The sequence below is a fragment of the Comamonas faecalis genome (assembly GCF_039538025.1).
Classification (GTDB): Bacteria; Pseudomonadota; Gammaproteobacteria; order Burkholderiales; family Burkholderiaceae_C; genus Comamonas_C; species Comamonas_C faecalis.
Map to the genome: position 1 here is coordinate 1 of NZ_BAABBP010000026.1, position 21907 is coordinate 21907.

Genomic DNA, 21907 nt, shown 5'->3' on the forward strand with positions numbered 1-21907 from the left:
CGATGATCAAAAGAAGAAGCGCCATTGAGCCGGCGATTGGGCATATGAAGATGGACGGCAGATTAGCCCGGAACCCGCTCAAGGGCCAGTTGGGAGATGCCATCCATGCGGTCATGTGCGGCGCAGGCCATAACCTGCGTCTGATCCTGGCCGCACTGCGGCTTTGTTGCGCCCGCTTCGGGCTGTCGATGCAGGCTGTCATTGCTGTGCTGCTCGCCGCTTCGCATGAGCACCAGCCTGCCGGCAGTTGAAAACGGAATTGTTCAGGGCGGACTATCGACACGCTTGCATGCAAGCACTACGCTTCGCGCACGCAAAAGCCCGCCCATCGATGGGAAGGCGAAGAAAAGGAGAGGGGAAGCAGGAGTGGCCGCGTGCGCGAAGCGTGCCTGCGGCCGGGCGTGTCAGCGCTGCAGTTCGGTGATCTTGCCCGGCTGGCCGTTGAACTCGTCGGCGTCTGGCAGCGCGCCCTTGCGGCGCGTGATGGTCTTCCAGCCGGGCGCGTTCGTCAGTTCGGCGTTGATCTTGATGAAGGCCAGTTCGTCGGACGGCAGGTCTTCCTCGGCAAAAATCGCGTTGGCCGGGCATTCGGGGACGCAGACCGCGCAGTCGATGCACTCGTCCGGGTTGATGACCAGCATGTTCGGGCCTTCAACAAAGCAATCAACGGGACAGACGTCCACACAATCGGTGTATTTGCACTTGATGCAGTTCTCGGAAACGACGTGGGTCATGACAAATCGGTACGCGGTACGTGGTATGGGAGGCTTCGTGGAATACCCTGATTCTAGAACCTCACACGCGGGCGTCGCGCCTCGGCCCTGACGGGCCCGTGGGCAACGCGGTCATTCGCGGCCGCGGGGGGCGTGGCCCGGCGGCGGTGCAAAAAGATCCCAGCAGGCCATGAACAGCGCCGCAATTGCCGGCCCGATGACGAAGCCGGTGAGCCCGAACAGCGCCATGCCGCCCAGCGTGGAGATCAGCACCACGTAGTCGGGCATCTTGGTGTCCTTGCCCACCAACAGTGGGCGCAGCACGTTGTCGACCAGGCCGATCACCAAAATGCCATAGGCGGTCAGCACCAGGCCTTGGCCGGTTGCGCCCGTGGCCAGAAAGTAAATGGCCACTGGCCCCCAGATCAGGCTGGCGCCGACGGCGGGCAGCAGCGACAGGAATGCCATCAGCACGCCCCACATCACCGGCCCCTGGATGCCCAGCAGCCAGAAGATCAGCCCGCCCAGAGCACCCTGGGCCGCGGCGACCGCCAGATTGCCCTTGATCGTCGCGCGTATCACGGTGATGAATTTCTCCGACAGCGCGTGCTGGTGGTGCGCATCCAGCGGCAGTGCCGCGCGGATGCGGGCGGCCAGGTGGCGACCGTCGCGCAGCAGAAAGTACAGCAGGTAGAGCATGACGCCGAAGCTGACGATGAACTGCAGCGTGTCCTGCCCCACGTCCACCGCCTTGGTCGCCAGCAGCTGGCTGGCCTGCGCGCCCAGCGTGGCTAGGCGCGCCTGCAGTTCGGCGGGCTGCGTCAGGTTGATGCGGTCGAGCAGCCCCAGCGCCCAGGGCGGCAGCGCCGCGAGGATTTGCTGTGCATAGTTGCCAAAGTTCAGCTGCCCCGAGCGCACCCGCTGGTAGGCGGCCGTCACCTCCTGGATCAGCGAGCTGCCGATGACCAGCAGCGGCAGAATGACGATGACCAGGCAGACCAGCAGCGTCGCCAGCGTGGCCAGGTTGCGCCGCCCGCGCAGGCGCACCAGCAGCCGCCGGTGCAGCGGCGTGAATACGATGGCCAGCACCACGGCCCAGAACACCGCGCCGTTGAATGGCCACAGAACGGCGCCGAAGGCCAGCGTGGCCGCGATGGTCAGGATCAGCAGGGGCCGATTGGTGGAGGAGAGCATGGGCGCCGGGTGTTCAAGACAGAGTCGCCGATGGTACGCGAGGCGTGGGCCTGGAGCCGATCCCCGGCGTCGGCAGGTGCCGTGCGCTCTGGGCGGCGAATGCCAGGGCCGTCCGTGTCGTCTGGGCAACGCAAGCCCAGTCTCCTGCGGGACTGTGCGGTACCCCGCAATGCGTTCAGTGGCACAATGCTTGCCGCAACAGGCCCTTCCCCTGCCACAGTCGCATCCGCCAACCGGTTCAGCCGTGACGCGGAAGGTTTTCCCAACCAGCTCGAGCTTCCCAAAGGGAAGTGGAGGTCAGCGCCAACATGAGCGATCAGCCCACGTCCATCTATCAAGCCTATCAGGGCAATACCTATCTCTTCGGCGGCAACGCGTCCTACGTCGAAGAGATGTATGAGAACTATCTGGTCAATCCGGGCAGCGTGCCCGATTCCTGGCGCCAGTATTTCGATGCGCTGCAAAACGTACCCGCAGTGGATGGCAGCAGCGCACGCGACGTTCCCCACCAGCCCGTCATTGATGCCTTTGCCGAGCGTGCCAAAGCCGGCGGTACCCAGGTGGTCATTGCCACGGGCGCAGATTCGGAGCTGGGTCGCAAGCGCACGGCGGTGCAGCAGCTGATTGCGGCCTACCGCAACGTCGGTGCGCGCTGGGCCGACCTGGACCCGCTCAAGCGCGCCGAGCGCCCGAGCATCCCTGAGCTGGAGCCGTCGTTCTACGGCTTCACTGACGCCGACCAGGAGACGGTGTTCAACGTCGCCAACACCTTCTTCGGCAAGGAAAGCCTGCCGCTGCGCGAGTTGATCAACGCGCTGCGTGAGACCTATTGCGGCACCATTGGCGCTGAGTACATGTATGCCACCGACCAGAACCAGAAGCGCTGGTGGCAGCAGCGGCTGGAGAGCATCCGCAGCAAGCCGGCGTTCGACGCCGACAAGAAAAAGCGCATTCTCGAGCGCCTGACGGCCGCCGAAGGGCTGGAGCGCTTTCTGCACACCAAGTACGTCGGCCAGAAGCGCTTCTCGCTGGAAGGCGGCGAGAGCTTCATCGCCGCGATGGATGAGCTGATCCAGTCCGCCGGGATCAAGGGAGTGCAGGAGATCGTGATCGGCATGGCCCACCGCGGGCGCCTGAACGTGCTGGTCAATACGCTGGGCAAGATGCCCAAGGATTTGTTTGCCGAGTTCGAGCACACGGCGCCCGAGGATCTGCCTGCTGGTGACGTGAAATACCACCAGGGCTTCTCCTCGGACGTCTCCAGCCCCGGCGGCCCGGTGCACCTGTCGCTGGCGTTCAACCCCTCGCACCTGGAGATCGTCAACCCGGTGGTCGAGGGCTCGGTGCGCTCGCGCATGGATCGCCGCGACGACCCGCACGGCAAGCAGGTGCTGCCGGTGCTGGTGCACGGCGACGCGGCCTTTGCCGGCCAGGGCGTGAACCAGGAGACGCTGGCTCTGTCCGAGACCCGTGGCTACACCACGGGCGGCACGGTACACATCATCATCAACAACCAGATCGGCTTCACCACGTCCGACCCGCGCGACCTGCGCTCCACGCTGTACTGCACCGACATCGTGAAGATGATCGAGTCGCCCGTGCTGCACGTGAACGGCGACGACCCGGAAGCCGTCTGCCTGGCGATGCAGCTGGCGCTGGACTACCGCATGGAGTTCTCCAGGGATGTGGTGGTCGACATCATCTGCTACCGCAAGCTGGGCCACAACGAGCAGGACACGCCCATGCTCACCCAGCCGCTGATGTACAAGAAGATCGCCCAGCACCCCGGAACGCGCAAGCTCTACGCCGACAAGCTGGCCACGCAGGGTCTGGGCGAGACGCTGGGCGACGACATGGCTCGCGCCTACCGCGCCGCGATGGACAATGGCAAGCACACCATCGACCCGGTGCTGACCAACTTCAAGAGCAAGTACGCGGTCGACTGGAGCCCCTTCCTGAACAAGGCCTGGACCGACGCGGCCGACACCGCGATTCCGCTGGCCGAGTGGAAGCGCCTGGCCGAGCGCATCACCACCATTCCCGACAGCGTCACGCCGCACATGCTGGTCAAGCGCGTGCTGGACGACCGCGCCGCGATGGGCCGCGGCGAGCACAACGTCGACTGGGGCATGGGCGAGCACATGGCATTCGCCTCGCTGGTCGCCTCGGGCTACCCGATCCGCCTGTCGGGCGAGGACAGCGGGCGCGGCACGTTCACGCACCGCCACGCCGTGATCCACGACCAGAAGCGCGAGAAGTGGGACGAGGGCACCTACGTGCCGCTGTCGAACGTGACCGAGAACCAGGCGCCGTTCGTCGTCATCGACTCCATCCTGTCCGAGGAGGCGGTGCTGGCCTATGAATACGGCTATGCGTCGAACGATCCCAACACCCTGGTGGTCTGGGAGGCGCAGTTCGGCGACTTCGCCAACGGCGCACAGGTGGTGATCGACCAGTTCATCGCCTCGGGCGAGGTGAAGTGGGGCCGCATCAACGGCATCACGCTGATGCTGCCCCACGGCTACGAGGGCCAGGGCCCGGAGCACAGCTCGGCGCGCCTGGAGCGCTTCATGCAGCTGGCGGCCGACACCAACATGCAGATCGTGCAGCCGACGACGGCCAGCCAGATCTTCCACGTGCTGCGTCGCCAGATGGTGCGCGACTTGCGCAAGCCCCTGATCATCATGACGCCCAAGAGCCTGCTGCGTAACAAGGACGCGACCTCGCCGCTGTCGGAGTTCACCAGCGGGGGCTTCCAGACCGTGATCGGCGAGCAGGACGAAGCCGTGCTCAAGAACGCAGCCAAGGTCAAGCGCATCATTGCCTGCTCGGGCAAGGTGTACTACGACCTGGTGAAAAAGCGCGCCGAGAAGGGCAGCACCGACGTGGCCATCATCCGCGTCGAGCAGCTCTACCCCTTCCCGCACAAGGCGTTTGCCGCCGAGGTCAAGCGATTCGGCAAGGCCACCGAGATCGTCTGGTGCCAGGACGAGCCGCAGAACCAGGGCGCCTGGTTCTTCATCCAGCACAACATCCACGAGAACATGCTCGCGGGCCAGAAGCTGGGCTACGCAGGCCGTGCCGCTTCCGCGTCGCCTGCAGTGGGCTACGCCCACCTGCACGCCGAGCAGCAGAAGAACCTGGTCGAGGCGGCATTTGGCAAGCTCAAGGGTTTTGTCCTGACCAAGTAATCCAGATCAACGCACAACGGAATTCACAAAATGGCAATCGTAGAAGTCAAAGTCCCTGAGCTGTCCGAATCCGTGGCCGAGGCCACGCTGCTCAACTGGAAGAAGAAGGCGGGCGAGGCGGTCGCGCAGGACGAGATCCTGATCGAGATCGAGACCGACAAGGTCGTGCTCGAAGTGCCCGCGCCGTCCGCTGGCGTGCTCGCAGAGATCGTCCAGGCCGACGGCGCCACGGTCACCGCGCAGCAGTTGATCGCCAAGATCGACACCGCGGCCGTCGCCGCCCCCGCACCCGCTGCTGCGGCGCCTGCGGCCGCCGCACCGGCTGCTGCACCTGCAGCGCCTGCCGCAGCCGGCGCCAGCAAGGCCGGCGTGGCCATGCCCGCCGCTGCCAAGCTGCTGGCCGACAACAACCTGAGCGCCGCGCAAGTGAGCGGTACCGGCCGCGACGGCCGCGTGACCAAGGGCGACGTGCTGGCCGCAGTGGCCGGCGGCGCGCAATCCACGGCGGCGGTCATTCCCACGGGCGTGCCGACCAAGGCGCTGCCCCAGGTGGCCGCGCCCGCAGCGCCCAACCTGGGCGAGCGCCCCGAGCAGCGCGTGCCGATGAGCCGCCTGCGCGCGCGCATCGCCGAGCGCCTGCTGCAGTCGCAGTCCACCAACGCCATCCTGACCACCTTCAACGAGGTCAACATGGCGCCGGTGATGGAGCTGCGCAAGAAGTTCCAGGACGCGTTCACCAAGGAGCACGGCGTCAAGCTCGGCTTCATGAGCTTCTTCGTCAAGGCCGCGGTGCATGCACTCAAGAAGTACCCGGTGATCAACGCCTCGGTCGACGGCACCGATATCGTCTACCACGGCTACTTCGACATCGGCATCGCCGTCGGATCGCCGCGCGGCCTGGTCGTGCCCATCCTGCGCAACGCCGACCAGATGAGCTTTGCCGACATCGAGAAAAAGATCGCCGAGTTCGGCAAGAAGGCGCAGGAAGGCAAGCTGGGCCTGGAAGACATGACCGGCGGCACCTTCTCGATCAGCAATGGCGGGACGTTTGGCTCGATGATGTCCACCCCCATCATCAACCCGCCGCAGTCGGCCATCCTGGGCGTGCACGCCACCAAGGATCGCGCCGTGGTCGAGAACGGCCAGGTCGTGGTGCGTCCTATGAACTACCTGGCGCTGAGCTACGACCACCGCATCATCGACGGACGCGAGGCGGTGCTGGGCCTGGTGGCGATGAAGGACGCGCTGGAAGACCCCTCGCGCCTGCTGTTCGACCTGTAAGCCAAGCGCCGGGTCCACCGCACTGAAGCGAACCCACCCTCGGCCCGGCCCTGCGGTGGGTTTTTTACTTTTCCCTTTTTGAGACAACCATGAGCAAGCAATTCGACGTCGTCGTCATCGGAGCCGGCCCCGGCGGCTATATCGCAGCGATTCGCGCCGCACAACTGGGCATGAGCGTGGCCTGCATCGACGCCTGGACCGACGACAAGGGCGGCCCCGCGCCCGGTGGCACCTGCACCAACGTGGGCTGCATCCCGTCCAAGGCGCTGCTGCAGTCCAGCGAGCATTTCGAGCACGCCAACAAGCACTTCGCCGAGCACGGCATCAGCACCGGCAAGGTGACGATGGACGTGGCCACGATGGTCGGGCGCAAGGACACCGTGGTGAAGCAGAACAACGACGGCATCCTCTACCTGTTCAAGAAGAACAAGGTCAGCTTCTTCCACGGCCGCGGCTCGTTCTCCAAGGCGGTCGAGGGCGGCTACGAGATCCAGGTCAAGGGCGCCAAGGACGAGACGCTGGTGGGCAAGCAGGTCGTCGTCGCCACCGGCTCCAACGCCCGCGCTCTGCCTGGCGTCGATTTCGACGAGATCAACATCCTGTCCAACGATGGCGCGCTGGCGCTGGGTGCCGTGCCCAAGAAGCTGGGCGTGATCGGCTCGGGTGTGATCGGCCTGGAGATGGGCAGCGTCTGGCGCCGCCTGGGCGCCCAGGTGACGGTGCTCGAAGGCCTGCCGACCTTCCTGGGCGCCGTGGACGAGCAGGTCGCCAAGGAAGCCAAGAAGGCGTTTGACAAGCAAGGCCTGAAGATCGAGCTGGGCGTGAAGATCGGCGAAGTCAAAGGCGGTAAAAAAGGCGTGTCGGTCGCCTATACCGATGCCAAGGGCGAGGCGCAGAAGCTCGACGTCGACAAGCTCATCGTCTCGATCGGCCGTGTGCCCAACACCATCGGCTTGAACCCGGAGGCCGTGGGCCTGCAGTTGGATGAGCGCGGCGCCGTCGTGGTCAACGACCTGTGCCAGACCAACCTGCCGGGCGTGTGGGCCGTGGGCGACGTGGTGCGCGGCCCGATGCTGGCGCACAAGGCCGAGGAAGAGGGCGTCGCCGTGGCCGAGCGCATGGCCGGCCAGCACGGCCACGTCAACTTCAACACCATTCCCTGGGTCATCTACACCAGCCCCGAGATCGCCTGGGTCGGCCGCACCGAGCAGCAGCTCAAGCAGGACGGCGTCAAGTACAAGGCCGGCAGCTTCCCGTTCATGGCCAACGGCCGCGCGCGTGCGCTGGGCGACACCACCGGCTTCGTCAAGATGCTGGCCGATGCTGCCACCGACGAAATCCTGGGCGTGCACATCGTCGGCCCGCTGGCCAGCGAGCTGATCGCCGAGGCCGTGGTGGCGATGGAGTTCAAGGCCAGCAGCGAGGACATCGCCCGCATCTGCCACGCCCACCCCTCGCTGTCCGAAGCGACCAAGGAAGCGGCGCTGGCCGTGGACAAGCGCACGCTCAATTTCTGAGATTGATGCGGTTTGCGTAGCTGCCGGCGCCCGTCGAGGGGCGCTGGCAGTTTCTGTTTTCGAGACAAGGAACAACGGTGAACGTCAGGCAGGCCTACGAGGCGGAACTTGCCGCCAAGGGTTTCAAGAGCGACCCCGCGCAGCTGCGCGCGGTCGACGCGCTGGAGCGCTGCGCGCAGGAGTGGAGCGTCTACAAGGCCAAGCGCTCCAACAGCTTGAAGAAGCTCATCAACCACCCCGGCATTCCCAAGGGCGTGTACATGTACGGCGGCGTGGGCCGCGGCAAGAGCTTTCTGATGGACTGCTTCTTCAACGCCGTGCCGCTCAAGCGCAAGGTGCGCCTGCATTTCCACGAGTTCATGCGCGAGGTGCAGCACGAGCTGGTGGCGTTGCAGGGTACGCAGAACCCGCTCGATGCGCTGGGCGCCAAGATCGCCAAGCGTTACAAGCTGATCTGCTTCGACGAGTTCCACGTCGCGGACATCACCGACGCGATGATTCTGTACCGCCTGCTGGTGGCGCTGTTCGACAACGGCGTGGGCTTCGTCACCACGTCCAACTTCAAGCCTGACGACCTGTACCCAGACGGGTTGCACCGCGACCGCATCCTGCCGGCCATCGACCTGCTCAACGAGCACATGGAGGTTGTGAACGTCGACAACGGCACCGACTACCGCAGCCGCACGCTGGAGAGCGCCAAGCTCTACCACTGCCCGCTCGGCCCCGAGGCCGACGCCGCGATGGGGCAGACCTTCGACCAGCTCGCACCGGTGCACGACGAAGACCCGGTGCTGCACATCGAGGCGCGCGAAATCCGCAGCATCCGCCGCGCCGGCGGCGTCGTTTGGTTCGACTTTCGCGAGCTGTGCATGGGCCCGCGCTCGCAGAACGATTACCTGGAGATCGCCACGCGCTTTCACACGGTGCTGCTGTCCAACGTGCCCTATATGCCGGTCAACATGGCATCGCCCGCGCGGCGCTTCACCTGGCTGGTCGACGTGCTGTACGACCGGCGCGTCAAGCTCATCATGTCGGCCGCGGTGCCGCCCGAGCAGCTCTATACCGAAGGGCCGCTGGTGCATGAGTTCCCGCGCACCGTCTCGCGCCTGCAGGAAATGCAGTCCAAGGAATACCTGCAGCTCGAACGCCGCGTGGTCGACACGGGGTTGACCTGACATGAGGCTTCACACACTTTGCGCCGTTCTGCTGTTGGGCTGCGCCGCCACTGTTGGCGGCGCCCAGACGGTGCAGGCGCCTGCTGCCGATGCCACAGTCGATGCGCCGGCCGCGGCGCAGCCCGCCGACCCCACCGTGCAATGGGAGGCCGAGCGCAAGCTGCTGGAGCAGCAACGCCAGCAGCTGCAGGCGCAGCGCGTGCGTGAGGAGGCCGCCTGCTACCAGCGCTTCGCGGTCGAGAACTGCCTGAGTGCGTCGCGCCAGCGCCTGCGCGGGCAGGAGGGCGAAATCGGTGCGCGAGAGCGTCAGATCAACGCCGCCGAGCGTCAGTGGCGCGCCGATCAGCGTCTGCAATCGGTGCGCGAGCGCCAGCAGGAGCATGAGCAGGACGTGCAGCAAGCCACGCAACGCGGCGCGCAATCCAGCGTGCGCGGCACGCCCGCCGAACGGGAGCAGCAACGGCAGCAAGAACAAGTGCAGCGCGGCGCCCAGGCCGAAGGCCGTGCGCAGCAGCAGCGCCAGCACCAGGCCACGCAGGCCGATGAGCGCGCCGGCCGCCGCGCCACGCTGGACGAGCGCGCCGCCGCCGCGCGCCAGCGCCAGCAGGACAAACGGGACCGCGCCCTACGGCGCCAGGAGGAGCACGCGCGCCAGCAGGCCGAGGCCGCCAAGGCGGGCAAGAATCCGGCGCCGCCGTTGCCCGCCGCGGAGCCAGTCAGCGGCGCGCAGGGCGATTGATCCAGAGTGTGCACTGCGGCAGGGGTATTGGCGGCGCATCTGCGCGCTCGCTTGCCGCATTGCACAATGGCGCGACGAAAAAGCGTTGGACTGCCTGGCGATGGCGGTTTTTCGGGCATAATCGCCGGATTGCTGGAGATGTGACCGAGTGGCCGAAGGTGCTCCCCTGCTAAGGGAGTATGGGGTGTAGAGCCCCATCGAGGGTTCGAATCCCTCCGTCTCCGCCAGGACAAGCCCAACCGATCCGTCGGTTGGGCTTTTTTGTATCCGCGGCCGGCCTGTGCCTGCGTCGCCGGGCATTCATTCTGGAGGTTTCGCATGACCATGCATGGTTGGCTGCGCTGGGCGCCTGTGGCCCTGGCCGTCGTGACGGGCGCTGCGCTCGCCCAGACGCAGGGCGTCTACAAGATTGGCGAACTCAACAGCTACAAGGCGCAACCCGCGTTCCTGGGGCCGTACAAGAAGGGCATGGAGCTGGCGGTCGAGCAGATCAACGCCGCTGGCGGCGTGAACGGCCGCAAGCTGGAACTGGTCGTGCGCGACGACAACGCCAACCCGGGCGACGCGGTGCGCGTGGCCGAGGAACTGGTCACGCGCGAGAAGGTGGACGTGCTCACCGGCACCTTTCTGTCACATACCGGCATGGCCGTGGCCGACTATGCGCAGCAGAAGAAGCGTTTCTTCCTCGCTGGCGAGCCGCTGACCGACAAGCTGACCTGGCAGGGCGGCAACGCCTACACCTTCCGCCTGCGCCCTGGCACCTATATGCAGGCCGCCATGCTGGTGCCCGAGGCGGCAAAGCTCGACAAGAAGCGCTGGGCCATCGTCTATCCCAACTATGAATACGGCCAGTCGGCGGTCAATGCGTTCAAGACGCTGCTCAAGCAGGCGCAGCCCGACGTGGAGTTCGTCGCCGAGCAGGCGCCGCCGCTGGGCAAGCTGGACGCGGGCGCCGTGGTTCAGGCGCTGGCCGACGCCAAGCCCGACGCCATCTTCAACGTGCTGTTCGCCGCCGACCTGACCAAATTCGTGCGCGAGGGCAATACGCGCGGGCTGTTCAAGGATCGCACCGTGGTCAGCCTGATCAGCGGCGAGCCCGAGTACCTGGATGCGCTCAAGGACGAGACGCCCGAGGGCTGGATCGTCACCGGCTACCCGTGGTATGGAATCGACACGCCCGAGCACCAGGCATTCCTGAAGGCCTACCAGGCGCGTTTCAAAGACTATCCGCGCCTGGGCTCGGTCGTCGGCTACGCGATGATCCGTTCGGCCGCCGAAGGGCTGAAGAAGGCCGGCAGCGCCGACAGCGACAAAATGGTCGCGGCGTTCCGCGGGCTGGAGGTGGACACGCCATTCGGCCGCATCCACTACCGGGCGCAAGACCACCAGTCCACGTTGGGCGCTTACGTCGGCAAGACGCACAACGACGGTGGCAAGGGCGTGATGGTCGACTTTTCCTACCGCGACGGCGCCGACTTCCAGCCGTCGGATGCGCAGGTCAGGGCGTCGCGCACCGCGGCGCAATAAGGCTCGATGCAGCGCAGTGCCATGCACGGGCGCCGCAGCCGGTGCGCCCTGGATGATGGGAGGCTGCGGTGCAGCTGTCGGGGCTGATCGTCCAGCTGCTCAACGCGCTGGCGGGTGCGTCGTCGCTGTTTCTGGTGGCGGCGGGGCTGTCGCTGATCTTCGGCGTCACCCGCATCGTCAACTTTGCCCATGGCTCGCTGTACATGCTGGGCGTCTACCTTGCCTACAGCCTGGCCGAGTCGCTCGCGCCGGTGCTGGGCGCGGGCTGGGGCTTCTGGCTGGCGCTGCCGCTGGCGGCGCTGGCCGTGGGCCTGCTTGGCGCGCTGATCGAGGCGCTGCTGCTGCGCCGCCTGTACCCGGCGCCCGAGCTGCTGCAGTTGCTGGCAACGTTTGCCTTGGTGCTGGTGGTGCGCGACGGTGTGCTGGCGCTGTGGGGGCCTGACGAACTGCTGGGCCCGCGCGCGCCGGGGCTGCGCGGCGCGGTGTCGGTGCTGGGACGGCAGTTTCCCGCGTATGACCTGTTTCTGATTGCCGCCGGCCCGCTGGTGCTGTTGCTGGTGTGGCTGCTGCTCACGCGCACGCGCTTTGGCACGTTGGTGCGCGCCGCGACGCAGGATCGCGAAATGGTCAGCGCGCTGGGCGTGCAGCAGGCCTGGCTGTTCACCGCGGTGTTTGCACTGGGCGCGCTGCTGGCCGGGCTGGGTGGCGCGCTGCAGCTGCCGCGCGAGAGCGCCAATCTGGACATGGACCTGAACGCCATCGGCGCGGCCTTTGTGGTGGTGGTGGTGGGTGGGCTGGGCTCGTTGCCTGGCGCCTACCTGGCGGCGCTGCTGATCTCGCTGGTCAAGGCGCTGTGCATCTGGCTGGGACAGGTGACGTTGTGGGGCGTGCCGGTCAATCTCTCCAAGGCGACGCTGGTCGTCGACTTCGCGGTGATGGCCGCGGTGCTGGTCTGGCGCCCCTGGGGGCTGCTGGGCCGGCCGCAGGCGCTGGTGCGCAGCACGGGCGAGGGCGAGGCGCCGCTGCGCCCGGCCGGGCGCGGCGCGCGCGCGGCCTGGGCGCTGCTGGCGCTGGCGCTCCTGGCACTGCCGTGGCTGGGTGCGTCGGACTACACGCTGGTGCTGGGCATCGAGCTGGCCGTCGCCGCGCTGCTGGCCGCCAGCCTGCACTTCATCATGGGGCCGGGCGGCATGCACTCGTTCGGCCACGCCGCCTACTTTGGCGCCGGCGCCTATGGCGCGGGGCTGGCGCTCAAGGCGCTGGGCCTGCCGATGGCCGCCACGCTGGTGGCCGGGCCGCTGCTGGCGGCGCTGCTGGCGCTGGTGTTCGGCTGGCTGGCGGTGCGCCTGTCGGGCGTCTACCTGGCCATGTTGACGCTGGCGTTGGCGCAGATCGCCTGGGCCGTCACCTACCAGTGGGACGACCTGACCGGCGGCAGCAACGGCCTGACCGGCATCTGGCCGGCGTCGGCGCTGGCCGACACCGCGCGCTACTACCTGTTGGTGCTGGCGCTGGTGCTGGCCGGCCTGTGGCTGCTGCGGCGCATGCTGCATGCGCCGCTGGGCCTGGCGCTGCGCGCGGCGCGCGACGCGCCGCTGCGTGCCGAGGCCATAGGCGTGGACGTGCGCCGCGTGCAGTGGCTGGCCTTTGTGATTGCCGGCGCGTTTGCCGGCGTCGCGGGCGCGCTGTTCGTCTATTCCAAGGGCAGCATCTCGCCCGAGGCGCTGGGTATCGGCAAGTCGATCGACGCGCTCGTCATGGTGCTGCTGGGCGGCGTGCAGACGCTGGCCGGCCCGGTGGCCGGCGCCGTGGGCTTGACCTGGCTGCAGGACGCGGTGGCGCGCGGCACCGACTACTGGCGCGCGGTGCTGGGCGCCATCATCCTGGTGCTGGTGCTGGTGTTCCCTCAGGGGCTGGTGGGCGGCGCGCAGCAGCTGTGGCGGCGCTGGGCCGCGCGCCGGGGCGCCGCCGCGCAGGAGGCAGGCCATGGCTGAGCCGCTGCTGTCGGTGCGCGGCCTGCGCAAGTCGTTTGGCGGCGTGCACGCGGTCGATGGCGTGGACTTCGACCTGGCGGCCGGCGAACTGCTGGCGCTGATCGGCCCCAACGGCGCGGGCAAGTCCACCACCTTCAACATGGTGGGCGGACAGCTGCGCGCAGATGCCGGCACCATCCGGCTGGCGGGGCGCGAACTGGCCGGCCTGCCGCCGCGCGCCATCTGGCGCCTGGGCGTGGGGCGCACCTTCCAGATCGCGCAGACCTTTGCCTCGCTCACCGTGGCCGAGAACGTGCAGATGGCGCTGCTGTCGCAGGACCGCAAAATCTACGGCCTGTGGTGGCGCGCCGCCGGCCACCGCCGCGCCGACGCGCTGCAGCTGCTGGCGCAGGTGGACATGCAGGCGCTGGGCGACGCGCCCTGCAGCGCGCTGGCCTATGGCGACGTCAAGCGCCTGGAGCTGGCAATTGCGCTGGCCCACCGCCCGCGCCTGCTGCTGATGGACGAGCCGACGGCCGGCATGTCGCCCGCCGAGCGCCATGCGCTGATGCAGCTCACCCGCCGGCTGGTGAGCGAGCAGGGTACGGCGGTGCTGTTCACCGAGCACAGCATGGACGTGGTGTTCGCCCATGCCGACCGCGTGCTGGTGCTCGCGCGCGGGCGCCTGATCGCCCAGGGCACGCCAGCGCAGGTGCGTGCCGACCCGCTGGTGCAGCAGGTCTACTTGGGCAGCGGCGCGATGCTGGCGCCGGCAGCCGCGCAGGGAGGGCGTGTCGATGGATGAGCTGCTGCTGGAGGTGCAGGGACTGAACGCCTGGTATGGCGCCGCGCACATTCTGTTCGGCCTGGATCTGCAGGTGCGCCGCGGCGAGGTGGTGGCGCTGATGGGACGCAACGGCGCGGGCAAGTCGACCACGCTCAAGACGCTGATGGGGCTGGTTGCGCGGCGCAGCGGCAGCGTGCGCTTCATGGGGCGCGAGATCGCACGCGCCGCGCCGCATGAACGCGCGCGCCTGGGTCTGGGCTATGTGCCCGAGGAGCGGCGCATCTTCACCGACCTGACGGTGCTGGAGAACCTGCAGGTCGGGCGCCAGCCGCCGCGCAAGTGGCCGGGTGGCGGCGCTGCGCCGTCGTGGAGCGTGGACGCGCTGCTGGTGCTGTTTCCCAACCTGGCCGAGATGCTGCAGCGCCGCGCGGATCGCATGAGCGGCGGCGAGCAGCAGATGCTCACCGTGGCGCGCACGCTGATGGGCAACCCCTGCCTGGTGCTGCTCGACGAGCCCAGCGAAGGCGTGGCGCCGGCCATCGTCGAGCAGATGGCGCAGATGATTCTGGCGCTCAAGCGCCAGGGCGTGAGCATTGTGCTGAGCGAGCAGAACCTGCCGTTCGCCGCCTGGGTGGCCGACCGCGCCTATGTGCTGGAGAAGGGTCAGATCTGCTACGCCGCCAGCATGGGCGAGCTGGTCGGCAACGACGCGGTGCGCCAGCAGTACCTGGGCGTGTGACGGCGCGGCGCAGTGCCGCATGCTTCGCAAAGGCGACAGATTGCCGCTGCGATTGTGCGCACAATGGCCGCAGCTTTGACCCACATCAGGAGGCATGGAGATGGCACGCACGGTGCAACAACTTTTCAATCTTGAAGGCAAGACCGCGCTGGTCACCGGCGGCTCGCGCGGCCTGGGGCTGCAGATGGCGCACGCGCTGGGCGAGGCCGGCGCGCGCATCGTACTGAGCTCGCGCAAGGCGCAGGATCTGGAGCAGGCCGCGGCCGAGCTCGAGGCCGCCGGCATCGCGGCCGACTGGATTGCCGCCGACTGCGCCGACGAGCAGGACATCCACCGCTTGGCTGCCGAGGCGCTGGGCAGGCTGGGCCACGTCGACATCCTGGTCAACAACGCCGGCGCCAGCTGGGGTGCGCCGGCCGAGGATCACCCAACGGCCGCGTGGGACAAGGTGATGAACCTGAACGTGCGCGGCTACTTCCTGCTGTCGCAGGCAATCGCCAAGCACAGCATGATCGCGCGGCGCAGCGGCACCATCATCAACATCGCGTCGATCGCCGGCCTGGGCGGCAACCCCGGCGCGATGAAGACGATTGCCTACAACACCTCCAAGGGCGCGGTCATCAATTTCACGCGCGCGCTGGCCGGCGAGTGGGGCGAGTATGGTATTCGCGTCAACGCCATCTGCCCGGGTTTCTTCAAGACCAAGATGGCCACCGTGCTGATCGAGACCCTGGGCGAGGACAAAATGGCCGCCCACGCACCGCTGCGCCGCCTGGGCGACGACGAAGACCTCAAGGGCATCACGCTGCTGTACGCCAGCGACGCGGGCAAACACATCACCGGCCAGTGGATGGCGGTGGACGGCGGCGTCAGCGCACTGGTGGGCGGCTGATGGCACAGGAAGAATCGACGGGTGCGCCGCTGGCCTTCGGCGCCCACATTCCCTTCGTGCACGAGCTGGGCGTCGAGCTGCTGCGCATGGAAGGCGGCGAGTCGACGCTGTGCTACCGCACGCAGCCGCAGCACACCAATTCGTTTGCCGTGGCGCACGGCGGTGTATCGATGACGCTGCTGGACGTGGCCATGGCCGTGGCCGCGCGCAGCGACACGCCCGAGCTGGGCGTGGTCACCATCGAGATGAAGGCCAGCTTCATGCGCCCGGCGCGCGGAGTGCTCACCGCGCGCGGGCGGCGCCTGCACCGCACGCGCTCGATGGCATTTGCCGAGGCCAGCATCTTTGACGAAGACGGACAGATTTGCGGCCACGCCACCGGCACCTTCCGCTACGTGCCCAAGGCCGACCCGGCCAAGTCCGTGGCCACCGATTGAAGCCCGCGCCTGCCCGGGCGCGTTTGCGATTGCCTTTGTTTTCAAGGAGAGCGACATGCCGCTGAACCATCAATTCCTGCTCGACAACCGCCCCGAGGGCGCGGCCACCGCGGACAACTTCCGCCTGGTGGCGGTCGACACGCCGGCACTGCAGGACGGCCAGGTGCTGGTGCGCCACCACTACCTGAGCCTGGATCCGTACATGCGCGGGCGCATGAACGACGCCAAGAGCTACGCCGCCTGCCAGCCGCTGGGCGAGGTCATGCAGGGCGGCACCGTGGGCGAGGTGATGGAGAGCCGCCACCCGGGCTATGCGGCAGGCGACAAGGTCGTCGGCATGGGCGGCTGGCAGGAGTGGAGCGTGGTCGACGCCGGCGTGCCCGGCAGCCTGCGCAAGGTCGACACCTCGGTCGTGCCGCTGTCGTACTACCTGGGCGCCGTCGGCATGCCGGGCGTGACCGCCTGGTACGGGCTGACGCAGATCATCGACCCCAAGCCGGGCCAGACGCTGGTGGTCAGTGCCGCGACTGGCGCCGTCGGCAGCGCGTTTGTGGCGCTGGCCAAGGCGCGCGGCTGCCGCGTCGTCGGCATTGCCGGCGGGCCCGAGAAATGCGCCTACGCCACCGACGAGCTGGGCTTTGACGCCTGCATCGACCATCGCCAGAACGGTGATCTCAAGAGCATGGCGCAGGCGCTCAAGGCCGCGTGCCCGGACGGCATCGACGGCCACTTCGAGAACGTCGGCGGCTACATCCTGGACGCGGTGCTGCTGCGCGCCAACGCCTTCGCCCGCGTGGCGTTGTGCGGGATGATTGCCGGCTATGACGGCCAGCCGCTGCCGCTGGCCAACCCCGCGTTGATGCTGATCAACCGCATGCGCGTGGAGGGCTTCATCGTCAGCGAGCACATGCAGCTGTGGCCCCAGGCGCTGGCCGAGCTGTCGCAACTGGTGGCCGCCGGCAAGCTGCGCCCGCGCGAGAGCGTCGCCCAGGGGCTGGCGGCGGCGCCCGAGGCCTTCCTCGGCATGCTCAAGGGCCGCAATTTCGGCAAGCAGCTGGTCAAGCTGATTTAACAGGTGCGGGAGGCAGTGCAATGATCGAGAGCTTTGCCGGCAAGACCGCGGTGCTGACCGGCGCCGGCTCGGGCTTCGGCCTGGAGTGCGCGCGCATTGCCGCGCAGCGCGGCATGAATCTGGTGCTGGTGGACGTGCAGCAGGATGCGCTGGAGCGCGCGCGTGAGGAATTGCAGGCCACGGGCGCCCAGGTGCTGGCGCGGTCGGTGGACGTATCGGATGCCGCGCAGATGGAACAGCTGGCGCAGGCGGTGCAACAGCGCTTTGGTGCGCCGCACTTCGTGTTCAACAACGCTGGCGTCGGTTCGGGCGGCCTGGTGTGGGAGAACAGCGTGCGCGACTGGCAATGGGTGCTGGGCGTGAACCTGTGGGGCGTGATCCATGGCGTGCGCCTGTTCACGCCGATGATGCTGGATGCCGCGCGCGCCGACCCGCAGTGGCGCGGCCACATCGTCAACACCGCCAGCATGGCCGGGCTGCTGACGCCGCCGAACATGGGCGTGTACAACGTCAGCAAGCACGCCGTCGTCAGCCTGAGCGAGACGCTGTACCAGGATCTGCGCCTGGTGACCGACCAGATCGGCGCCAGCGTGCTGTGCCCGTACTTCGTGCCCACCGGCATCAGCCACAGCGAGCGCAACCGCCCGCAGGCCATGGAGGGCGAGCCGTTCACCGCCAGCCAGCGCATCGGCCAGGCAATGACCAGCAAGGCCGTCGAGAGCGGCAAGGTCAGCGCCGCCGACGTGGCGGCCAAGGTGTTCGATGCGGTGCTGGAGAACCGCTTCTACATCTTCAGCCACCCCCAGGCTCTGGGCAATGTGCAGAGCCGCATGGAGCACATCGTGCGCGGCGAGAACCCGCCCGACCCGTTTGCCGAGCGCCCGCAGGTGGGTGAGCAGCTAAGAGCGGCGCTGCGCGGCGGTTGACTGCGCAGGACTGCGTCAGCCGCCCGTCATTTCATCAATGGTGCAGCCACAGCTGCAGCAGGCTGGCCGACGGCGCGTCGGTCACCCTGTGCACCGGGCCTTCGCGCTCCAGCAGCACGGTGTAGGGCGTGCTGCCGTCCCAGTGGGCGTCGACGCTCTGGCGGATTGCGTCCTTGTCGCCCATGAAGGCGTACATGCGCGTGGCCAGCAGGTAGTGGCGCGCCTGGCGCAATGCATCCCCACCCCAGGCGTCGGTCATCACGATGACCAGCTCGGCCATCTTGCGCGTGGCCATCACGTGGTCGCGCAGCACGCCGAAGACGCGCTCGCAGTCGGGGCTGTCCATCGACGCGAACAGATAGGCCGCCGGGCGCGGGCCCTTGTCGAGCAGGCGCTGCCAGGTGTGCGTGTCGAAGGGGATGACCGAGTCCAGGCGGATCTGCGGGCGGCTCATCTGCGCGAGCGTTGCAGCGGGCAGCAGGCCCAGCGCGGCGCCGGCCAGCAGCTGGCGGCGGTTGGGAAATGAGGGTGTCGTCGTCATGCGGTCAAAAGCAAAAAAGGCTTGCGTGAAGCAAGCCTTTTTGTACCACGGCGCAGGGCGTTCAGACGCGCTTGCGGTATTCGCCGGTGCGGGTATCGATCTCGATCTTGTCGCCCTGGTCGACGAACAGCGGCACCGATACTTCGAAGCCGGTGGCGATCTTGGCGGGCTTCAGAACCTTGCCCGAGGTATCGCCCTTGACGGCCGGCTCGGTCCAGGTGATCTCGCGCTGCACGCTGGTGGGCAGTTCCACCGAGATGGCCTTGCCGTCGTAGAACACGACCTCGGCTTCCATGCCGTCGTCCAGGTAGTTGATCGCGTCGCCCATGTTGGAGGCCTCGACCTCGTACTGGTTGTACTCGGCGTCCATCCAGACGTACATCGGGTCGGCGAAGTAGGAGTAGGTGCACTCCTTCTTGTCCAGGATGACGTTGTCGATCTTGTCGTCGGCCTTGAAGACGATTTCGGTGCCCATGTTGTTGAGCAGGCCCTTGAGCTTCATGCGCACGGTGGCGGCGCCGCGCCCGCCCCGGGCGTATTCGGTCTTGAGCACGATCATCGGGTCCTTGCCCTGCATGATCACGTTGCCAGCGCGGATTTCTTGAGCGATTTTCATGGTTTGCCTGTGAAGGTTGGGCCGCACAACGGCTCGGCGGACAGGCGTCGCGTGGTTGCGGCGGTGCAAAAACGGGCGGCCTGCCCACCCAGTGCAGGTGGGCGGCAGGAAAGCGCCCATGGCATTTCCTCGTTACCGGACGTTCGTGCCGCCGCTGGCTGCACGACCCGCCCGCGACAGGAGCCGCATAAGCGCAAAACGCACGATTTTAACTTTTTTCTTCGACGAAACCCAATAACTGCGTGAGCAAGTCCTTGCGCTGCAACAAAGATTGCCGCGCCGCGTGCACGCAGGCGCGCCATTCGGCCAGCACGCCGGTGCTCGGCAGCGGCAAGGGGCTGCCCGCCTGCACGCCGTTCCACAGCAGGTGAAAGCGCCGCAGCGACGCGGGTGCGTCCAGCCAGTCGAGAAAGGCGTGCAGCTTGGCGTGGTGGGCGTCGTCGTGCTGCGGGTAGATATTCCACACCAGCGGCTGGCCGGCCCACAGCGCGCGCACCAGCGAGTCCTCGCCGCGCACCAGGTTCAGGTCGCAGGCCCACAGCATTTCGTCGAACTGCGGCTGGCTGACGTAGGGCAGCAGGTGCAGTGCCAGTCCCGCCGTGTCTTGCACCGCGGGCAACCGCTGCAGCGCCTGCGCCGCGCGTCCGGGCGCGACCAGCAGGTGGGCTGGGCCGTGCTGGCGCAGCTGCGCGACCAGCTCGGCCAGCGCTGGCGGCTCATAGCAGAACAGCGAGACGGCCAGCGCGCGCGACGCAATGCCTAGGCGGGCGCGCCAGGCCTGGCGGTCGAACGCCTGCTGGCGCGCCGCCAGGCCGCCCTCGCGCAGCAGGCCGCCGGTGCGCTCGGTGAAGCCCGGGTAGAAGAACCAGCGCGTGAGTCCCTGGGCCGGCCCGCTCTGGATGGGCGAGGGCAGGCGGTGGCAGCGCTCGACATAGCCCTCGGCCGACAGGTATTCCAGGTTGATCCATACGGGTGGCCGGGGGCGCTCGCGCGCAGCCTGGGCGATGGCGGCGGCCCAGGCCGGGGGGATCTCGCAGCCAAAGGCCTCGATGACCACGTCGCCCACGCCGCCGCTCGCCCCGCCGTTGCCTGGCGCCTGCGCGGGCCAGCCCAGCAGCTCGATGTCGCGACTTCGCGTGGCGGGCGGTGCCATCCACGCCAGGGCGCTGGCGTCGTCGCACCACAGGCGCACCCGCTGGCCGCGCGCGGCAAGGTCGGCCGCCAGGCGCCAGCACACGCCGATGTCGCCGTGGTTGTCGATGACCTGGCAAAAAATGTCCCACAACCGGCGTGGGGGGGATGCTTGCGCGGGCAAAAAGTCCATGGGGGCGATGGTAAGGTCAGCCTTCACAGCACCGACCGGACAGACCATGGACGAGACTTCTTTGAACGCCCCCGCCGCGCTGGCGGGGGTGCGCGTGATCGAAATGGGCCAGCTCATCGCCGGCCCGTTTTGCGGCAAGACGCTGGGCGACTTTGGTGCCGACGTGGTCAAGATCGAAGCCACGGGTACGGGCGACCCGCTGCGCAACTGGCGTTTGCTCAAGGAGGGCACCTCGGTGTGGTGGCAGGTGCAGTCGCGCAACAAGCGGTCGGTGGCGCTGGATCTGCGCCAGGCCGAGGCGCAGGAGATTGCGCGCCGCCTGATCGCCGAGGCCGACGTGCTGATCGAGAACTTTCGCCCCGGAACGCTGGAGGGCTGGGGCATGGCGCCCGAGCAGTTGCACGCGCTCAACCCGGGACTGATCATTTTGCGCATCTCGGGCTACGGACAGACCGGGCCGTACCGCGACCTGCCCGGCTTTGGCGTGATTGGCGAGGCCATGGGCGGCCTGCGCCACCTGACGGCCGAGCCCGGGCGCGTGCCGGTGCGGGTCGGTGTATCGATCGGCGACACGCTGGCCGCGCTGCACGGAGCCATCGGCGTGCTGCTGGCGCTGTACCACCGCAAGGCGCACGGTGGCGCGGGCCAGGTGATAGACGTTGCGCTGCACGAGGCGGTGTTCAACTGCATGGAGAGCCTGATTCCCGAATACAGCGCCTTTGGCGCGGTGCGCGAAGCCGGCGGCAGCGCGCTGCCGGGCATTGCGCCGAGCAATGCCTACCCCTGCCAGGACGGTTGGGTACTGGTGGCGGGCAATGGCGACAGCATCTTCAAGCGGCTGATGGCGGCGATAGGCCGCCAGGACCTGGGCGACGCGCCCGACCTGGCGCACAACGCCGGGCGCGTGGCGCGCGTGGCCGAGATCGACGCGGCTATTCAAGCGTGGACCGCGCAGCAACAGGTGGACGACGTGGTGCGCCAGCTGGCGCAGGCGCGCGTGCCGGCGGGCAAGGTCTATACCGCGCGCGACATTGCCGAGGATCCGCACTACAAGGCGCGCGACATGCTGCTGACCCAGCACACGCGCGATGGCTACGACCTGCTGGTGCCGGGCATCGTGCCCAAGCTGTCGGCCACGCCTGGGCGGGTGCGCAGCAGCGCGCCGGGTCTGGGCGACGACACCGACGCGGTGCTGGCCGGCATGGGCCTGACGGCCGGGCAGATCACGCAGCTGCGCGAGCGCGGCATCGTGCAGTGAGATGG

Annotated in this window: 19 protein-coding genes, 1 tRNA gene and 1 pseudogene; 16 read left to right on the top strand and 5 right to left on the bottom strand. The window is 67.8% G+C overall.

Annotated elements, in window-relative coordinates; translation table 11 throughout:
• Window positions 1-251: pseudogene (locus ABD767_RS13050) on the top strand (IS5/IS1182 family transposase); the annotation flags it as partial.
• A gap of 153 nt (window positions 252-404) precedes the next feature.
• Here the strand turns inward: ABD767_RS13050 and fdxA are convergent.
• Together fdxA and ABD767_RS13060 are read right to left on the bottom strand one after the other, a co-directional pair.
• A complete protein-coding gene (gene fdxA, locus ABD767_RS13055; RefSeq protein ID WP_103046173.1) occupies window positions 405-734 on the bottom strand; it encodes a ferredoxin FdxA in 330 nt (109 codons plus the stop codon).
• A gap of 111 nt (window positions 735-845) precedes the next feature.
• A complete protein-coding gene (locus ABD767_RS13060) occupies window positions 846-1907 on the bottom strand; it encodes an AI-2E family transporter (protein WP_103046174.1) in 1062 nt (353 codons plus the stop codon).
• Window positions 1908-2215: 308 nt separating this feature from the next.
• Here ABD767_RS13060 and ABD767_RS13065 point away from each other — a divergent pair, with 308 nt between their 5' ends.
• The 14 genes from ABD767_RS13065 to ABD767_RS13130 all read left to right on the top strand — a co-directional run bounded on the left by ABD767_RS13065 (window position 2216) and on the right by ABD767_RS13130 (window position 18163).
• Window positions 2216-5098, top strand: coding sequence for a 2-oxoglutarate dehydrogenase E1 component (locus ABD767_RS13065; protein WP_103046179.1), 2883 nt, complete (start codon window positions 2216-2218; stop codon window positions 5096-5098).
• Between the two features lie 30 nt (window positions 5099-5128).
• Window positions 5129-6379 carry a 2-oxoglutarate dehydrogenase complex dihydrolipoyllysine-residue succinyltransferase gene (gene odhB / locus ABD767_RS13070; RefSeq protein WP_103046175.1) on the top strand — a complete coding sequence of 417 codons (1251 nt, stop codon included), beginning with the start codon at window positions 5129-5131 and terminating at the stop codon, window positions 6377-6379.
• A gap of 89 nt (window positions 6380-6468) precedes the next feature.
• Window positions 6469-7896, top strand: a complete 1428-nt coding sequence (gene lpdA, locus ABD767_RS13075; protein ID WP_103046176.1) for a dihydrolipoyl dehydrogenase — start codon at window positions 6469-6471, stop codon at window positions 7894-7896.
• A 77-nt stretch (window positions 7897-7973) separates the two neighbouring features.
• Window positions 7974-9071 carry a cell division protein ZapE gene (zapE, locus tag ABD767_RS13080; protein WP_103046177.1) on the top strand — a complete coding sequence of 366 codons (1098 nt, stop codon included), beginning with the start codon at window positions 7974-7976 and terminating at the stop codon, window positions 9069-9071.
• A gap of 1 nt (window position 9072) precedes the next feature.
• Entirely contained in the window at window positions 9073-9810 is a 738-nt protein-coding gene (locus ABD767_RS13085; RefSeq protein WP_146031505.1) for a hypothetical protein, read from the top strand.
• A gap of 134 nt (window positions 9811-9944) precedes the next feature.
• Window positions 9945-10037: transfer RNA gene (locus ABD767_RS13090), tRNA-Ser, on the top strand.
• 97 nt (window positions 10038-10134) lie between these two features.
• Window positions 10135-11337 carry an ABC transporter substrate-binding protein gene (locus ABD767_RS13095; protein ID WP_103046180.1) on the top strand — a complete coding sequence of 401 codons (1203 nt, stop codon included), beginning with the start codon at window positions 10135-10137 and terminating at the stop codon, window positions 11335-11337.
• 68 nt (window positions 11338-11405) lie between these two features.
• Window positions 11406-13331, top strand: coding sequence for an ABC transporter permease (locus ABD767_RS13100; RefSeq protein WP_344869774.1), 1926 nt, complete (start codon window positions 11406-11408; stop codon window positions 13329-13331).
• The gene (locus ABD767_RS13105) at window positions 13324-14115 is read left to right on the top strand and encodes an ATP-binding cassette domain-containing protein (RefSeq protein ID WP_103045467.1); all 792 of its coding nucleotides are present in this window, start codon (window positions 13324-13326) and stop codon (window positions 14113-14115) included. Before ABD767_RS13100 ends, ABD767_RS13105 begins: the two co-directional genes overlap by 8 nt.
• Window positions 14108-14836, top strand: a complete 729-nt coding sequence (locus tag ABD767_RS13110; protein ID WP_103045468.1) for an ATP-binding cassette domain-containing protein — start codon at window positions 14108-14110, stop codon at window positions 14834-14836. Before ABD767_RS13105 ends, ABD767_RS13110 begins: the two co-directional genes overlap by 8 nt.
• A gap of 100 nt (window positions 14837-14936) precedes the next feature.
• Window positions 14937-15728: a glucose 1-dehydrogenase gene (locus ABD767_RS13115; RefSeq protein WP_103045490.1), complete on the top strand. Its 792-nt coding sequence runs from the start codon at window positions 14937-14939 to the stop codon at window positions 15726-15728.
• Window positions 15728-16165, top strand: coding sequence for a hotdog fold thioesterase (locus ABD767_RS13120; RefSeq protein WP_103045469.1), 438 nt, complete (start codon window positions 15728-15730; stop codon window positions 16163-16165). Before ABD767_RS13115 ends, ABD767_RS13120 begins: the two co-directional genes overlap by 1 nt.
• A 55-nt stretch (window positions 16166-16220) precedes the next feature.
• Window positions 16221-17237, top strand: coding sequence for a zinc-binding dehydrogenase (locus ABD767_RS13125; protein ID WP_103045470.1), 1017 nt, complete (start codon window positions 16221-16223; stop codon window positions 17235-17237).
• 20 nt (window positions 17238-17257) lie between these two features.
• On the top strand, window positions 17258-18163 hold the full coding sequence (locus ABD767_RS13130; protein WP_103045471.1) for an SDR family NAD(P)-dependent oxidoreductase: 906 nt from the start codon (window positions 17258-17260) through the stop codon (window positions 18161-18163).
• 34 nt (window positions 18164-18197) lie between these two features.
• Here ABD767_RS13130 and ABD767_RS13135 read toward each other — a convergent pair whose 3' ends face one another.
• The 3 genes from ABD767_RS13135 to earP all read right to left on the bottom strand — a co-directional run bounded on the left by ABD767_RS13135 (window position 18198) and on the right by earP (window position 20644).
• Entirely contained in the window at window positions 18198-18704 is a 507-nt protein-coding gene (locus ABD767_RS13135; RefSeq protein WP_103045472.1) for a hypothetical protein, read from the bottom strand.
• A 61-nt stretch (window positions 18705-18765) separates the two neighbouring features.
• Entirely contained in the window at window positions 18766-19320 is a 555-nt protein-coding gene (gene efp / locus ABD767_RS13140; RefSeq protein WP_103045473.1) for an elongation factor P, read from the bottom strand.
• 208 nt (window positions 19321-19528) lie between these two features.
• Window positions 19529-20644, bottom strand: a complete 1116-nt coding sequence (earP, locus tag ABD767_RS13145) for an elongation factor P maturation arginine rhamnosyltransferase EarP (protein WP_344869775.1) — start codon at window positions 20642-20644, stop codon at window positions 19529-19531.
• Between the two features lie 46 nt (window positions 20645-20690).
• Here earP and ABD767_RS13150 point away from each other — a divergent pair, with 46 nt between their 5' ends.
• Entirely contained in the window at window positions 20691-21902 is a 1212-nt protein-coding gene (locus tag ABD767_RS13150; RefSeq protein ID WP_103045475.1) for a CoA transferase, read from the top strand.
• Window positions 21903-21907 lie beyond the last annotated feature (5 nt).

Bases quoted from the DNA above. Each gene is read 5' to 3' on its own strand.
- ABD767_RS13150 (WP_103045475.1), top strand. From the start codon at position 20,691: ATGGACGAGACTTCTTTGAACGCCCCCGCCGCGCTGGCGGGGGTGCGC.
- ABD767_RS13060 (WP_103046174.1), bottom strand. From the start codon at position 1,907: ATGCTCTCCTCCACCAATCGGCCCCTGCTGATCCTGACCATCGCGGCC.
- lpdA (WP_103046176.1), top strand. From the start codon at position 6,469: ATGAGCAAGCAATTCGACGTCGTCGTCATCGGAGCCGGCCCCGGCGGC.
- ABD767_RS13125 (WP_103045470.1), top strand. From the start codon at position 16,221: ATGCCGCTGAACCATCAATTCCTGCTCGACAACCGCCCCGAGGGCGCG.
- fdxA (WP_103046173.1), bottom strand. From the start codon at position 734: ATGACCCACGTCGTTTCCGAGAACTGCATCAAGTGCAAATACACCGAT.
- odhB (WP_103046175.1), top strand. From the start codon at position 5,129: ATGGCAATCGTAGAAGTCAAAGTCCCTGAGCTGTCCGAATCCGTGGCC.
- ABD767_RS13135 (WP_103045472.1), bottom strand. From the start codon at position 18,704: ATGACGACGACACCCTCATTTCCCAACCGCCGCCAGCTGCTGGCCGGC.
- ABD767_RS13115 (WP_103045490.1), top strand. From the start codon at position 14,937: ATGGCACGCACGGTGCAACAACTTTTCAATCTTGAAGGCAAGACCGCG.
- ABD767_RS13120 (WP_103045469.1), top strand. From the start codon at position 15,728: ATGGCACAGGAAGAATCGACGGGTGCGCCGCTGGCCTTCGGCGCCCAC.
- ABD767_RS13105 (WP_103045467.1), top strand. From the start codon at position 13,324: ATGGCTGAGCCGCTGCTGTCGGTGCGCGGCCTGCGCAAGTCGTTTGGC.
- ABD767_RS13085 (WP_146031505.1), top strand. From the start codon at position 9,073: ATGAGGCTTCACACACTTTGCGCCGTTCTGCTGTTGGGCTGCGCCGCC.
- efp (WP_103045473.1), bottom strand. From the start codon at position 19,320: ATGAAAATCGCTCAAGAAATCCGCGCTGGCAACGTGATCATGCAGGGC.
- ABD767_RS13065 (WP_103046179.1), top strand. From the start codon at position 2,216: ATGAGCGATCAGCCCACGTCCATCTATCAAGCCTATCAGGGCAATACC.
- ABD767_RS13095 (WP_103046180.1), top strand. From the start codon at position 10,135: ATGCATGGTTGGCTGCGCTGGGCGCCTGTGGCCCTGGCCGTCGTGACG.
- ABD767_RS13130 (WP_103045471.1), top strand. From the start codon at position 17,258: ATGATCGAGAGCTTTGCCGGCAAGACCGCGGTGCTGACCGGCGCCGGC.
- ABD767_RS13110 (WP_103045468.1), top strand. From the start codon at position 14,108: ATGGATGAGCTGCTGCTGGAGGTGCAGGGACTGAACGCCTGGTATGGC.
- earP (WP_344869775.1), bottom strand. From the start codon at position 20,644: ATGGACTTTTTGCCCGCGCAAGCATCCCCCCCACGCCGGTTGTGGGAC.